Source organism: Actinomyces sp. HMSC065F12, assembly GCF_001814535.1.
GTDB classification, from domain to species: domain Bacteria; phylum Actinomycetota; class Actinomycetes; order Actinomycetales; family Actinomycetaceae; genus Pauljensenia; species Pauljensenia radingae_A.
Map to the genome: position 1 here is coordinate 101,200 of NZ_KV816968.1, position 14,973 is coordinate 116,172.

Annotated in this window: 13 protein-coding genes and 1 pseudogene; 5 read left to right on the forward strand and 9 right to left on the reverse strand. The window is 58.4% G+C overall.

From position 1 onward, the window contains the following. From murJ to HMPREF2975_RS04740, 5 genes are all read left to right on the forward strand, one after another. Positions 1 to 3,205, forward strand: a 3,205-nt coding sequence (gene murJ, locus HMPREF2975_RS04720; RefSeq protein ID WP_193599990.1) for a murein biosynthesis integral membrane protein MurJ, incomplete at its 5' end; no start/stop codon positions are given. 11 nt (positions 3,206 to 3,216) lie between these two features. Next, positions 3,217 to 4,269 (forward strand): thioredoxin-disulfide reductase, encoded by a 1,053-nt coding sequence (gene trxB, locus HMPREF2975_RS04725; protein WP_070726062.1) that lies wholly within the window; start codon positions 3,217 to 3,219, stop codon positions 4,267 to 4,269. Continuing rightward, entirely contained in the window at positions 4,266 to 4,622 is a 357-nt protein-coding gene (locus HMPREF2975_RS04730) for a thioredoxin family protein (protein WP_070726064.1), read from the forward strand. The genes trxB and HMPREF2975_RS04730 overlap by 4 nt, the downstream gene beginning before the upstream one ends. 123 nt (positions 4,623 to 4,745) lie before the next feature. Further along, complete coding sequence (locus tag HMPREF2975_RS04735; RefSeq protein WP_070726066.1) at positions 4,746 to 6,065, forward strand: aminotransferase-like domain-containing protein; 1,320 nt, start codon at positions 4,746 to 4,748, stop codon at positions 6,063 to 6,065. Between the two features lie 91 nt (positions 6,066 to 6,156). Further along, positions 6,157 to 7,116, forward strand: a complete 960-nt coding sequence (locus HMPREF2975_RS04740; RefSeq protein WP_070726068.1) for a D-alanine--D-alanine ligase family protein — start codon at positions 6,157 to 6,159, stop codon at positions 7,114 to 7,116. 72 nt (positions 7,117 to 7,188) lie between these two features. Here HMPREF2975_RS04740 and HMPREF2975_RS04745 read toward each other — a convergent pair whose 3' ends face one another. The 9 genes and pseudogenes from HMPREF2975_RS04745 to rpmH all read right to left on the reverse strand — a co-directional run bounded on the left by HMPREF2975_RS04745 (position 7,189) and on the right by rpmH (position 14,851). Further along, positions 7,189 to 7,845 carry an HAD family hydrolase gene (locus HMPREF2975_RS04745; RefSeq protein WP_070726070.1) on the reverse strand — a complete coding sequence of 219 codons (657 nt, stop codon included), beginning with the start codon at positions 7,843 to 7,845 and terminating at the stop codon, positions 7,189 to 7,191. Between the two features lie 418 nt (positions 7,846 to 8,263). Next, positions 8,264 to 9,178 (reverse strand): ParB/RepB/Spo0J family partition protein, encoded by a 915-nt coding sequence (locus HMPREF2975_RS13060; protein WP_413772595.1) that lies wholly within the window; start codon positions 9,176 to 9,178, stop codon positions 8,264 to 8,266. Positions 9,179 to 10,193: 1,015 nt separating this feature from the next. Continuing rightward, positions 10,194 to 11,078: a ParA family protein gene (locus tag HMPREF2975_RS04755; protein ID WP_058237591.1), complete on the reverse strand. Its 885-nt coding sequence runs from the start codon at positions 11,076 to 11,078 to the stop codon at positions 10,194 to 10,196. A gap of 48 nt (positions 11,079 to 11,126) precedes the next feature. Then, on the reverse strand, positions 11,127 to 11,816 hold the full coding sequence (gene rsmG, locus HMPREF2975_RS04760) for a 16S rRNA (guanine(527)-N(7))-methyltransferase RsmG (protein ID WP_070726072.1): 690 nt from the start codon (positions 11,814 to 11,816) through the stop codon (positions 11,127 to 11,129). 151 nt (positions 11,817 to 11,967) lie between these two features. Then, positions 11,968 to 12,471, reverse strand: a pseudogene (locus HMPREF2975_RS04765) (protein jag); the annotation flags it as partial. Positions 12,472 to 12,564: 93 nt separating this feature from the next. Continuing rightward, on the reverse strand, positions 12,565 to 13,935 hold the full coding sequence (yidC, locus tag HMPREF2975_RS04770) for a membrane protein insertase YidC (protein ID WP_070726181.1): 1,371 nt from the start codon (positions 13,933 to 13,935) through the stop codon (positions 12,565 to 12,567). Then, positions 13,925 to 14,335 (reverse strand): membrane protein insertion efficiency factor YidD, encoded by a 411-nt coding sequence (gene yidD / locus HMPREF2975_RS04775; RefSeq protein WP_070726074.1) that lies wholly within the window; start codon positions 14,333 to 14,335, stop codon positions 13,925 to 13,927. Before yidD ends, yidC begins: the two co-directional genes overlap by 11 nt. Then, complete coding sequence (rnpA, locus tag HMPREF2975_RS04780; protein WP_058237587.1) at positions 14,332 to 14,706, reverse strand: ribonuclease P protein component; 375 nt, start codon at positions 14,704 to 14,706, stop codon at positions 14,332 to 14,334. The genes yidD and rnpA overlap by 4 nt, the downstream gene beginning before the upstream one ends. A gap of 7 nt (positions 14,707 to 14,713) precedes the next feature. After that, complete coding sequence (gene rpmH, locus HMPREF2975_RS11960; protein WP_083314406.1) at positions 14,714 to 14,851, reverse strand: 50S ribosomal protein L34; 138 nt, start codon at positions 14,849 to 14,851, stop codon at positions 14,714 to 14,716. Between the last annotated feature and the right edge of the window lie 122 nt (positions 14,852 to 14,973).

Genomic DNA, 14,973 nt, shown 5'->3' on the forward strand with positions numbered 1-14,973 from the left:
ATTCGTGCGAACCGCGCTGCTGATCATCGCGATCGGTGAAGGTGCCGGCTCCGTGTCAGCGACCTTCCAGGTGGCCAACACGCTGCCCAACACGGTCTACAACATTCTGGCGGCAGGTGTCATCGACGCTGTCCTCGTTCCGCAGATCGTGCGCGCACTGAAGTCACGTTCTGGGGATCGTTACGTCTCGCGCCTCCTCACGCTGGCCGGACTGATCCTATTCGGCGTCACTATCGTGATGATGGTGGGCTCGCCGCTCCTGGTGACATTGTTCGCCTCCAGCTACGAGGGTCCCGCCCGCGCACTGACCATCACCTTCACATTGCTGTGTTTGCCGCAGATTTTCTTCTATGGGGTGTACAACCTGCTGGGCGAATTGCTGAACGCGCGCGGCATGTTCGGTCCCTATATGTGGGCGCCGGTGCTCAACAATGTCATCGCCATCCTGGGTCTGAGCATCTTCCTGATCTTGTGGGGCCCTCACCACGGTGTCTTCCCGATTGAAGAATTCACCTCTTCTCAGTTCTGGGTGCTGGCCGGATCGGCCACGCTCGGCGTGATCCTCCAGGCATTGATCTTGCTGATACCGCTGCGTCACGCTGACGTGAAGCTGCGCATCGACTGGCATTTCAAGGGCACGTCCTTCAAGTCCGCCTCACGCGTGGCCGGCTGGACGTTCGCCACGCTCGGCGTGAGCCAGATCGGCATTATTTCAACGACGAACCTGGCTACGCAGGCTGACCACTGGGCCACTCTGCATGACGCGTCCATTGCCGGTTACGTGGCCTACACGGCAGCGTTCATGGTGTACATGGTTCCTCAGTCATTGATCTCCGTGTCGCTGGCGACCGCGATCTTCACTCGGATGGCCAATGCGGTCACCGAAAATGATCACCGGGAGGTCGCGCGGAATTTCCACACAGGCGTCAATGTCATCACCTTGTTGACGCTGCTGGCTGCAGCCATTTTGATCGCGGCAGCTGTGCCGGTCATGCAGCTGGTGTTGCCGATGGCCTCGCCGGAGAATGTGCGCGCCTACGCGGCAGTGTTGATCGCCCTGATGCCGGGCGTTGCTTCGACCGGCATGGTGCTGATGAGCCAACGCGTCTTCTTCGCCTACGAGGATGCCAAACCTGTTTTCCTGATGGGAATCGTCCCGACGATCATTCAGATCATCGTCGGATGGTCAGTTTTCTTCCTGGCAGGACCCGGCTGGTGGACCATCGGGGCCAGCGCAGCTGAAACGGTGTGCCGACTCCTCCAGGGCTTTATCGCCGTCTTCTGGGTTGCGCGAAAGATTCGCTACGTCAACCCGGGTCTGATTGTCGCCAGCTATATCAAATACTTCACTGCCGCCGGTGTGGGGGGTCTGGCCGGTGGTGTGGCTATCTGGCTGATGGGGGCTTCCACCCCGATCGATCAGTGGGTGGCGCGTTGGCTGGTCGCAGCTGTGAAAGCCGTGGCGGTCGCCCTCGTCGTCACCATCGTGTTCGCATTGATGATGCGTCTGCTTGATCCTGCCTCCACCAGTGATGCTGTGCGCAAGGTGAACCGTCGACTACCCGTACCAGCGTTGATCCGCAAGGTGTTCGTCGTTGAAGGAGCGGGCGCATCCACCGCCTCTTTTGCTTCACACGCACGTACCACCGTGCCGCAAGCCCCCGACGCTGAGCGCGACGAGTCGGATTCAGCTGCCGCAGATCACGCGCAGCCGACAGCGGATTCTGGTGAGCAGCAAAGCACGCGGGCCGACGCGGTGGTGGACGGGTCCTCGCACGATACCGATTCGCAACGCACGCAGATTCACTTCTTTGACTGGTCAAAGTTCCTGGGTCGCGAGCAGGCTGAGGTTGGTCAGGAACTCACCGACGCGCAATACGACACCACTCTTCATGCTGACCCGTTCCCCGCTGACGCTCATCACAGTGATGACCCGGCCCAGGTGGAAGAGGATGCACAGATCCTCTCGAGCATTCTGCAAAGAGGGTTTTCACCTTCAGATCCGACGAACACGGGTGAGATGCCGGTGGTCAGCAGGTGGGGTGCCGCGACGCCGGAGCCGGATGCTCAAGACGGCCTCGCCTCGGCGGTGACGCCCGACGAAGAGACTCCACACTTAGTACAATCCCAAGCGAACGACCTGCGCGCCTCTGAACCGACGCCAGCTCACACACCTAAGGAGCATCCCGTGCCCTACCCACCCGAACCTGATGAGAACGACGAACTCGATCAGTTTGGCTCTCATGAACATGGCGCTCATCAGCCCGCGCGTCCCAGCTTCGATGAGATTGCGTTCGGCAGGCTCACCGATCATGCCTCCTCGGGTCACGAGTCGAGTGATCACTCCGTGCCGCCGGCAGCTGCCGCTTCAGGTGGCATAGGTGCGGCCGGCGCTCTAGGTACAGCCGGCACAGCAAGTACGACGGGAACAACCGAGGCTGCGGGAGCTGCGTCTGAGACCAGGCAATCTGCAGCAACCGAACAGCCCACAGCAACCGAGCAGCCCGAGCCGGCCTCGAACGCATCTTCGACGACAAGCCGTGCCCTCACCACGCGCATCAATCCCACGATTCCGACCGTGATTTTTGCGGCGATCCTGGTCATCGGTGGCGGGCTGTGGGGTGTCAAGACCATGCTCGCACCTGTATCCGGCGAAGGCTTCTCATTCAGTCCTACCCACAACGAGCAGGAATCCGGCCAATCTGCAGAACAGTCAGGATCCGGCCAGTCAGGATCCGATCAACCTGTCGAACCGGAAATCATCCGTCCGCAGGTCACCTCCGTGGATGCTTTGTCGTGGCGTAACGACAATGGTGACAACCCGGACCAGGCGATCTACGCCATCGACGGGAAACTGGACACCGCATGGAGGTCGCGTTCCTTCGACTACAACCAGTTCCCGCCCGATGAGATCGTCTCACTCAAACTGAACCTGCAGGAAAAGGCCACCGTGTCCAAGGTGACTGTCCACATGGCTCCGGGCACTACCGGAGGCGAGCTGGTCCTCACCTCCGTCGACCCGTCAGTTGACGTCACCGCTGCACGTCACGGCACAGAGCTGGCAACCACGGCAATGAGTCCGACAACTGACATCACATTACCGGAGCCTGTTGAGACCCAGGGCCTCGTGTTAATGTTCCGCTACATGCCCTCGTCTGACGAAGGTAGCAACCAGGCGTGGGTCTATGAAGTCACTGTGGAATGACAAGGTGCATCATGACTGATTTTTCCGTCTCCTCTATCCCCTCTATCAACGCAATCAGCCTGGGCGACAGTCAGGCGGACGATGCAACGGCCCCTCAAACCGCCGACCAGGCCACCGAGGCTACACAGTCTCACACCGACGGCACCGTTCATGACGTCATCATCGTCGGATCAGGCCCCGCCGGATACACGGCAGCTGTCTATACCGGGCGCGCCGGCCTGAAGCCCATCGTCATCGCAGGTGAACTGGACGCAGGTGGCGCCCTGATGAACACGACGGACGTGGAGAACTTCCCCGGTTTCCCTGAGGGTATCCTCGGGCCCGAACTCATGGAGAATATGCGTGCCCAGGCCGAACGCTTCGGTGCCGATATTCGTTTCGAGGATGCCCGCAGCGTCAGCCTCGAGGGCGACGTCAAGACCGTGACACTCGATGACGAGACACTGCAGGCTCGCACCGTGATCCTTGCGACCGGCAGCGAATACCGCCACATGAACGTGCCAGGTGAAGATGAGCTTTCCGGCCACGGCGTCAGCTACTGCGCCACCTGCGACGGCTTCTTCTTCAAGGACAAGGACCTGGCGGTCATCGGTGGCGGCGACTCCGCAATGGAAGAAGCAACCTTCCTGACTCGTTTCGCACAGTCCGTCACGATCGTTCACCGTCGCGACGAACTGCGCGCCTCCAAAGTGATGGCAGACCGCGCCAAGGCTGACCCGAAGATTTCCTTCGCGTGGAACTCGACAGTAGCCAGCGTCGAGGGCGACACCGAGGTGGAAGGCCTCGTTTTGCGTTCCACCGTTGACGACTCTGAGACCACCTTGCCCGTCCAGGGCGTGTTCGTTGCGATCGGACACCTGCCACGCACCGACATCGTGCGCGGCCAGATTGACCTGGACGAAGCCGGTTACATTACCGTGAACGAGCCGTCGACCCACACATCACTGCCTGGCGTATTCGCCTGCGGTGACGCAGTGGACCACATGTATCGGCAGGCCATTACGGCAGCGGGATCAGGGTGCCGAGCCGCCCTCGACGCTGAACGGTACCTGGCAACACTGTGAAGCGTGTCGACCTGCGTGAACTCGACACGCTCCTTTCCGACGACCGCATCGTTTTCATTGCATGCCTGGCCCACTGGAGTCCCGAATCGCGCATGGTTGAGCCGGTTTTCGACGAACTTGCAGGTGAATTCGCTGCAGATGTCACGGTTGTGGCTGTCGATACCGACGCCCCGCAGTTCGTCACCTTTGCGAAACGATGGCATGTGACGTGGGTTCCCAGCGCCGTCCTGATCAATCCGTATGACGACGAGCAGCCCACCCGCACGTGGGATGGTGCGCAACCGAAAACCGAGTTGCGTCACGGACTGGACAGTGCTTGCGCGATGAAACATCGGCGCGCTAGTGTGACCTGATTCATCATATGTCGCCTCACGAGTGTCACCGTTACTGACCGTGTGTGAAGTGGTGGCACACTGGTGATAGAACGTGTGATCAGCACTTGCGTAGCACAATGGAAGGAAATCGTTGTGAGCCAGATGCCCGGCCGGGAAGCCGCTCAGCATGGAAACCGTCTCGACCCATGGTTTGACCATTATGCCGAGCGAGCTCACAACCTGCGCGCCTCTGAAATCCGCGCGTTGTTCTCGGTAGTGTCGCGCCCCGAAGTTGTTTCACTGGCTGGCGGCATGCCCAACCTGAAGGACCTGCCTATTGAGCGCCTGGCTGACTCGGCGCGCGACTTGATTGCACGCAACGGCTCGGTCGCAATGCAATACGGCTCCGGTCAAGGCTGGGAACCGCTGCGCGAACAGATCTGCGACGTCATGTCCTATGACGGCATCGCAGGTGCCGACCCCGATGACGTTGTCATCACCACCGGTTCGCAGCAGGCCCTGGACCTTGTTTCCGAATTGTTCATTGACGAGGGTGACGTTGTCATCGCGGAGTCGCCGTCATATGTGGGAGCCCTTGGTGTGTTTCGTGCGCGTCAAGCCGATGTGGTGCACGTCGACATGGATGCCGATGGCATCATTCCGCAGGCGTTGGAGGATATGATCCACTCTCTGCGTAAGTCTGGAAAGACGATTAAGTTCCTGTATACGATTCCGAACTTCCACAACCCAGCGGGCGTGACGCTGAGCGAGGAACGCCGACCGCAAATCGTTGAGATCTGCCAGCGTGAACACGTGCTGATCGTGGAAGATAACCCCTACGGACTGCTCGGCTTCGGGTCAGATCCGCTTCCCGCATTGAAGTCCTACGCACCGGAAGTCGTGGTCTACCTGGGATCGTTTTCCAAGATGTTTGCACCGGGCTTCAGGATCGGATGGGCCTACGCACCCCACGCAATCCGCGACAAACTGGTCCTGGCCAGCGAGTCAGCGATCCTGTGCCCCTCGATGGTGGGTCAGATGGCGATCGGCGGGTACCTGGTTGATTACGACTGGTACAGCCAGGTCAAAACCTTCCGTTCCATGTATCACGAGCGTTGCGACGCAATGATGAAGGCGTTGGCTGAGTACATGCCGGACTGCACGTGGACACATCCTGAGGGCGGCTTCTACACGTGGGTCACGCTGCCCGACGGCCTGAACGCCAAGGCGATGCTGCCGCGCGCGGTGCGAGCCCAGGTCGCTTACGTGGCCGGAACTGCCTTCTACTATGATGGGCGTGGTACCAATCACATGCGATTATCGTTCTGCTACCCCACTCCCGAGGAAATTCGCGAGGGTGTGCAACGTCTGTCCACTGTGGTCAACGCTGAGAAGGAGCTGGTGGACATGTTCGGTGTCGGGTCGGTCCCTGCGAACGCGCACATCGATGTCGAGCCCACACTGCCGACTTCAGATAACTGAATAGGTCCGTGAACCTGCCTGAGCGCACTGTTCACACCACTCACGTTCTTTGACAGATATTGCCACGACTACCTCAGGAGGTATCGACGCTATGACTCGTCAGACAGATCACCCACAGCGGGTGTTGATCATTGCTGGTGGACTTACCCACGAGCGCGACGTGTCCGTGCGGTCGGGCCGCCGCGTGGCATCCACCTTGCATCACCTGGGCCACAAGGTATGCGTGTGCGACCTGGACAGTGAATTGCTGACAGGTATCAAGGATTTTCAGCCCGATGTGATCTGGCCGCTGATTCACGGCTCCCTGGGCGAGGACGGATCCTTGCAGGGCTTGCTCGAAAACCTTGATATTCCCTTCGTCGGGTCGAACTCGGCTCAGGCCATGATGGCGACCAATAAGCCCACAGCCAAGAGCCTGGTTGGTTCATCGGGTTTGAACACTCCCGGATGGGTGACACTCCCTCAGCAACTTTTCCGCCAGGTTGGCGCCTCCGGTGTGCTGGATTCACTGGATCAGACAATGCACTACCCGGCGATCGTGAAGCCGGCTGATGGTGGATCGGCCCTGGGTCTGTCGAAAGTGACCTCGGCTGAGGAGCTGCGGCTGGCGCTGGTTGACGCCTTTGCCTATGGTGAGCGCGTCATGATCGAGAATTTCGTGGAAGGCACCGAAGTTGCCGTCTCTGTTCTTGACCTGGAGAACGGGCCCACGGCCTTGCCGCCTATTGAGATCGTCACCGATGACGGGCGTTACGACTACGATGCCCGCTACACCACGGACAGCACGGAATACTTCGTGCCCGCCCGTCTTGACCAGGATGTTCTCGATCATGCCCAGGGAGCAGCGTTGGAGATCCATGCGTTGCTGGGATTGCGTCACCTCTCCCGCATTGACCTGATCGTTGATCCTGCTGGAACTGTGTGGTTCATCGATGCGAATGTGGCACCCGGAATGACAGACACGTCGTTGTTCCCTCAGGCTGCAGATGCGCAGGATTCATTCAGCGCGGTGTGCGACCGCATCGTGCATTTCGTGGCCTCAGATCTGTGAGGTTGTGGTCGAGCGTGCTTTCCGAAGGCGCCCTCGTCACTTCAGCACTTCAGCGAGTGTCTGCAGCTCGTGTCAGCTCGCTGCGACGCATTCGTCGAGCAGGTTGAGGTTGACCAGCGCCTCACGCGCGGTGGCTGGGTCGGTCCACTGAATGGTGTGCATTCCTGCCAGTGTGGCGGCGCGAATATTGGGCTGTCGATCGTCAATGAAGAGAATGCTGTCCGCTGGCACCCCTGAACGGGCGATTGCTTCTTTATAAATGCGTTGTGCCGGCTTGCACACGCCCAGCGGAGCGGAGAATGTGAAGTGGTCGAAGGCCTCAGCCCAGGACAATTGCGGGAAGCGGTCGGCAATCGCGTGCGGCGCGTTGGACAGGATCCCCAGGTTCATTCCGCGGGCTTTCAGTTCGCATACGAGTTCGAGGGCGTCCGGGTCAGGCAGGTCGAAGCGTGTAATGTCTTCCTGGACGAGAGCGGCGATCGTGGCATCGCTGAGTTCACCCAATCCGCAATCTCCTGCGACGTGGTCCCAGAATTCACGGTCTGAACAGCCAGCATCGTAGGCATCACGGTGGAACCAGATGGAATGATCAACCAGCTTGACGGTGTCTGACGGGGTGGTATCCATATTCATGACCTGAGCCATCTTCGCCGCATCAGGTCGGTGTGTGACAAGCACACCACCAATGTCGAACAATACGGTGCTGATCAGGCACTGCGCATTCCCCATTGCTGCTTAATCTCCTACTGGACCGGTGGACGGACTCACCGCTGGTTGCGCTGGTAGCGTTTCCGGCAGCTCACCCGTATTCGTATCGCTGCTCTGATTGTCTCCGTTTTTCAGATGTAATGGGATAGTTTGTGATCATTCACACCGGCTTCACGAATAGTATCGATCACAGTCTGCGGCGCACGGCCGGTGAATTCACGGGTGCATTCCTCGGCGCCTTGCGCCACCGCATCACATCATCACGGTGTGACAGCGTCATGGCACCATGCCGCTAGCGCATAGCATGACAGCGCGACACCCATATCATCTCTAGTGGTCTAGTCCTCAAGACTCATTAACCCATCCTGAGACGCTTGTTGACAATAAATGTCGGCATCACGATCGCGCACGTGCGGCCCTGTCTATATCTGCGTACGCGTTACCTGGCCTGTGCGCGCAGGACTGCTGCGATGCGTTCCAGGTCCTGTGCGCCGGCAAACTCAATGACGATCTTGCCTTTGGTGCTGCCTTCGTTCACCGTTACACGGGTATCGCACAAATCAGACAGTTCCGCTGCCACGTGGCGCCCCAACTCAGAGAGCTGCTGAGGTTTGCGGATGCGTTGTACCCGTGCAGGCTTAGGCTTGTTGAGCCGAGCGATTTCTTCCGTCGTCCTCACCGAGAGCCCTTCTGCTACGATTCGGTCAGCCAACAGCTCCATTTCATCTGGTGTTGGCAAAGAGAGCAGGGCTCGTGCGTGGCCAGCAGAGATCACGCCCGAAGCAACTTTTCGCTGCACGGCGGGTGGGAGTTTGAGCAATCGCAAGGTGTTGGCAATCTGCGGACGCGATCGTGCAATGCGCCTTGACAGCTCTTCCTGCGTTGCTCCAAAGTCCTCCATCAGCTGAGCATAGGCCGAGGCTTCTTCAAGTGGATTGAGCTGGGCGCGGTGGAGGTTCTCCAGCAGGGCATCTCGCAGAAGGTCTTCATCTTGGGTCCTTCGGATAATGGCGGGAATGGTGTCGACCTCAGCGATTTCAGAGGCGCGCAGACGTCGCTCTCCCATGATGAGTTCATAGCGCGCTTCCGGCTTTTCCTCGATGTATTCACGCAATGTGTCAGGCGTATCAGACGTGATTTCGATGGGTCGAATGACAATCGGCTGCAGCACCCCGACTTCTCGAATCGAAGCGGCCAGTTCATTGAGGTCATCTTCGTCAAAAACGCTCCGAGGCTGACGGGTATTCGGCACAATCCACTGAGTTGGAATCTCAGCAAAGGTCGCACCGGGAACTTCGACCAGGTCAGACTTCTCGTCACCAGTACCTGCGTGACCAGCGTCTGATCTCGGCACTGCTTCTGCGTTATTTGATCCCGAGTTTTCTTTCGGCGCGTGATCTCCGTCAGGTCTTGGCGAATCGGCGGCCGACGGCGGTGTTTCACGTGAAACATTCGCAGGTGTTCCTTCAAGGACCTCAGCAAAGAGCCGTGACCTCGACTGACCTTTACGAGGTGACGCACCCTCACCTTTTCGCGACACTGCGCCGTCATCCGATTGTGATTTGCGGGCTGCACCTTTTCTTGTTCCAGCAGATGTTACACGATTCTTTCTCGTTGAATCCTTGTGGGCGCGTTCAGAACCCAAGTTGCGGGACTGACTGGATGCAAATGCGTCCGACGACTCTGACACAACGGTTGTTGAACTCCCCGTACCTTCTGACTCGGGCGTGGTCGTGCCCTTCCGGGTGTGTGCTGTCCGACGTGACGAGCGCGGAGACAACAAATCTCGTTGTGACCCCCCACGAACTGGAGCATGGCTACCCGTATGCTCTGGAAATAAGACATCAAGCGGCCGCGACACCGAATGTGGATTCTCGCTCTGAGAATCTGGAATCAGTGCCGCCAATCCACGTCCCAGTCCTCCGTGCCGACGAGTCGATTTTCCTGAATCGGACGATTGATGTGCAGTGTCTTTCTTCCTGGCCATCGTTCCCAGCGCTTCACTTTCTTCGGTCGTATCGATGCTTTCGATTCTACAGTTCTCTGAGCGCCAACGAATGTTTCACGTGAAACATTGCTGTGAGCACATTCGATTGCAACCTTGTCCACCCTCCAAACAAAGGGCGCTCGATATCACGAGTTGCAGGAGTCCCTATCCACCATCATGTCGGGTTCACATCGCGCCTGGTCATCTAACTTGACCGGGCTTTTGTCATCACTGACCAAACGGGCCTCTTCGCGAATGTTTCACGTGAAACATCTCCTGCATTCGCATACAACCTGACTGACTCACAGGCCCGCCACCCGCACAGACACTGGAACTGTAATTATCCTTCACAGGTCACGGCCACGCAAAATGACGCGATCAGTTACTTCTGTGCCCATCGCTGCGTCAACTCAAGCGCCGCCTTGCGGTACGCAATAGCACCGGTCGATCGCGGATCATAGGTTACTGCAGTCTGCGAGTAACTCGGCGCCTCGGAAATGCGAACGGATCGTGGGATGACGGTTGTCAGCGTGATGTCCCCAAAGTGTTCGCGCACTTCAGCTGCAACCTCTTCGCTCAACTTGGTACGCTTATCGACCATCGTCAGCACAATCGTCGAGATCCTCAACCGCGGATTGAGTTCAGATCGAATCCGTTCGATCGTTGACCATAGCTGGGTCAAACCTTCCAGCGCGTAATATTCGGTCTGAATCGGAATCATGACCTCGTCGGCACACACCAGTGCATTGAGCGTTACCAATCCGAGCGACGGGGGACAGTCAATCAGGATGACATCCACGTCACGGTTCACTGACAAGAACTCCGAAACCGCATCGGACAGCAAAAACGCACGACGCGGCAAATCCACCATTTCAATTTCAGCACCCGACAAGTCAATGGTCGATGGGCACACCCGCAAGCCTTCCACATCAGGGCAGTCCTGAATCACGCCTGCCAACGATGCTCCCTCCACCATCACGTCATAGATTGACGGAGTGCCCACGCCATGTTCTGCACCCAACGCCGTCGACGCATTTCCCTGGGCATCAGCATCAATGACCACAACATTCAACCCGCCAAGAGCCAGAGCTGCAGCAAAGTTGACGGCGGACGTCGTCTTTCCAACGCCACCCTTCTGGTTGGCAACGGTCATGACCACAGGGCGCTCTGGCCGCGTGAAGACCGCGTGCTCGAGCATACGAAGATCAGCATAGTTCTGCTGAAGACGCCGCGATAGGGGAGCGTCACCTTGCGTCAATTCGCTCATCTCAGCCTGCCTTCTTCTTGTCTACTCTGTCAGCCGCTGGTTCCGAGGTCACACATCGCGACGGGCAACGACCACATAGGTCGATTCATCTTCCATCACCGACGGTACTTCATGAACCTCAGCGAGGAGATGATGGCGCTTCAATTCGTTGCGTGCGTCCTCAACTTCGAGCGCAGCACGACGACCTTTCAACGCCATCAACTGACCATGAGGAGCAATCAGCTTGGACGTCATTCGCACGAGCTTCGACATTTTCGCCACCGCACGAGCCGTCACCACATCAGCACGACCCTTACCGCGCAGATCTTCCGCGCGAGCCTGGTGGATTGTCACATTGTCCAAACCCAGCTCATCGATTGCGTCCGCCAACCATTCACACCGACGCTCCATCGGCTCTGCCAAGTGAACGTCAAGTGATGGTTTACAAATGGCAATAATTAGGCCAGGAAATCCCGCGCCTGAACCCACATCAAGCACCTGTCCACGCTTAGGCAGAAAATCCAATACCGCAGCTGAATTCACAATGTGGCGCGACCACAATCGTCCGGCTTCACGCGGTCCGATCAAGCCGCGCATCTCTCCCTCGTCAAGCAGCATGTCGACCAGGTGCTCCAATGCCGAGAAGCTGGTACCGAAATACTCGCGCACAGCTTCGGTGGGCTCTTCGGGGATCACCAGGTCAGCGTCGCCGGTGCCGTCAGGTACACTACCGGCCGCAGGCGCCGCATCCTCACTCATCGTCGCGCTCAGCAAGTTCCGAGGTTGCCTCCGCTACATCAGAAGCCGGAGCAACAAAGTCGCCTTCCTGCAATTCCTCCAGAGCGCGCACCTCGTTAACAGATTCGTCATCGCTGTCTGAATCCTCGAAGTCCGCGTCGTCATCAACGTCGTCGCTCTCATCGTCACGCGGATCGGAGATCACGACATAGCGATGTGGATCTGCGCCTTCCGATTCGGAGTGCAGGCCAGCCTCGGCCACCACGTCGTGACACACCTTGCGCTCAAACGGGTTCATCGGTTCAAGCTTTTGCGGCTCACCCGTCGCATTCAGGCGGTTAATGGCCTCTTGTGTCAGCTCACGAAGCTGGACGCGGCGATCGGCACGGAAGCCCGCGATGTCCAGCATCAAGCGTGAGCGTTCGCCCAGCTCGGTTTGTACTGCCAGGCGCGTGAGTTCCTGCAGGGCGTCGAGAACTTCACCGTCCTCACCGACCAGGTTTTCCAGACCAGTCGCGTTGTCAGCCACGATTTCCACCGACGCGCGACCGTTCTCAACGTCGATCTCAATGTCACCGTCAAGATCGGCAATATCGAGCAGTTCCTCCAGGTAATCTGCCGCGACTTCGCCTTCTTCTTCCAGACGTGACAACGTTTCGTCTTTCTTCTCACTCATTGAGATGTCCTTCCGTGGGGCTCCACTTGTTCAGGTGCGGGGGATCGGCGGTGAGTGTCACTGTCGCTGTGTGTCAGTGCCACCACTTTCCGATCATTTTCTCTTCTTCTTCTTGCGTTGGCCTGGGTTGTTGCGTTGACTCTTGCGCTGTGCGCGGCGGCGTTCCACCTCTTCAGGGGTCAGCTCGCTCTTGGCACGGTCGCTCGCCTCGCGGCGAGCTCGCCGATTCTGTTCGGCACGTTCATGCTCGGCAGCCAACTGACGTTCCTTAGCTTCTGCCTGCTTGCGCTGTTCACGACTCATCCGTCGGGGCTGTTCACGCTTCGCAGCCTTCTCCTGGCGCACCACGCTGCGCTCCTTGGCACGGTGGACGCCACGCATCCACGTTTCGTCAGGCAACGTCGTCCACTCCTGCAGCGCCAGGTTACGGTATACGCCCACCACTTCACCCTCACTCATTGATTCAGGGAAGTTGCCGGCTACGCGCTGGCTCCTGGCCTTGCTCTTGATTTCCTTGAGCGATGTTTGGTTCAGCTGTGCGACAGCCTCAGGATCAGATCCGAGTTCCTCACGCTTGCGGTCGTATTCCTCGAAGTAAGGCTTGGCCCACTCCTTGTACCCACGTTCACGCTTGGCCAGCACGTCCTTGTAGGCCGGTGAACCGGGGGTCGGCATCACAGTCATCATCACCATCTGCTGGCCGAAGGTCCACGCGGTGGAGATCGACAGATAGATCATGATGCCCATCTGCACCACAAATGCCGTGAAGACAAACATCAACGGCATCAGGTACATCATCATCTTCTGGGTGCGCATCATCGGGTTTGATGAATCCTGAGCCTGCTGCGGCATGTTGCGTTCCATCGAGATCTTCATCGTCAGGAACTGCAGCACGACCATGAAGATGGCCAAGATGATGAAGACCGCCAGGCCCACACCCGTCGATTCGGTCAAGCGCCCTGACAGTGACACACCTGCCACCGTCGTCCGCTCGATTTCCTGAGCCAGCGCCTGATCGATCGGACCGATGTGGTCGCCAAGATTGAACGTTCCCTGCGCAACGGCACCCGCGTTCCACAGTGCGCGGTACATACCGAACAGAATCGGCATCTGAACCAGCAGCGGCAGACACGAGGCAAAAGGATTCGTCCCGTACTTCTTGTTGAGCGCCTGCATCTCCTCGCTCATCTTGAGACGAGATGCCTGGTCCGTCTTGCCCTTGTACTTTTCCTGAATCTTCTTCATTTCAGGCTGCATGACGGACATGGCTCGCTGCGAACGCAGCTGCTTGACGTACAGAGGTGTAATCAGTGCGCGCACCACAATCGTCAGCACGATGATCGACACAATCCACGCCACACCTGGCCCACCGCTCATTCCGAGCGCCACCAGCATATCGTGGATCTTTACCCACACCCATGCGATCGCAACGGTAAATGGGTAAATGATCTTGTCAAACCACATGGACATCTCCTTCATGTGTGTCTCGCACAGGCGAATGTGCGCATGTCTGATCGATCGTATCGTGAGTGCACGAGGGCGACTCGTCACAATCGCTAAGCCCCATTACGGGGAAGTCATCGGGGTCCAGATAACCCGCCCAATCGTCAGGCGGAACCCAGGGGGGTGCACTCCACTGGCCGTGAAGCGGCACATGGTCGACACCACCATTGGACCACGGGTTGCATCGCAGGAGCCGCCATGACGCCAGGAGTGTGCCTTTGATGATGCCGTGAACTTCGATCGCACGCACGGCGTAAGCCGAACATGTGGGTGCGTACTTGCATCGTGGTGGCAAACCGGGAGAGATGAAGCGCTGGTAGAAACGTATGGGTGCCAAAGCGATGGTGCGCAGGAGGCTCATTTCTGGCCCCGTTGCTGCTCGCGTTCATCCCACTTGCGCCATGCCCGCGTCAGTGCCCGATCCAGGTTGACGCCCAGTGTGGCCGAGTCCTGACCCAGAGCTCGGTGCCCTGCGCGGACAACAATGCGCGCACCGTCGGGCTGGTCAGCTACTCGCGCGGCCATGAGGTGGCGCAGGCGACGCTTGATGGTGTTGCGTCGTGTTGCCAACGCGACTTCGCGCTTGGGCACGATGAAACCGACGAGGCGCTTGGAAGCATCCTCGTCGGTTCGGCAATGCACCACGACCATCGCATTACCGCTGCGAGAACCATGACGGATTGTCGTTGAAAAATCGGTCGAATCCACCATGCGATGCGCGCGCGGCAACACCGAAGTCTCAGGCAGAAAGACGTGCGCGGCCTTTGCGGCGACGGTTGGAGATCACCGCGCGACCTGCACGTGTCCGCATACGCAAACGGAAACCATGCGTACGGGAACGACGACGGTTACTGGGCTGATAGGTCCTCTTCACCATGACGCTACTCCTTGACGGTGGAACCCCTCGTTCCACTCTTCCTTTATTTCTTTCACCGCGAGTATCCACCGAGTTGTTCTCGCAGGACGGTTCACGGCGTGCTCATGCGAGCACAGACAGAT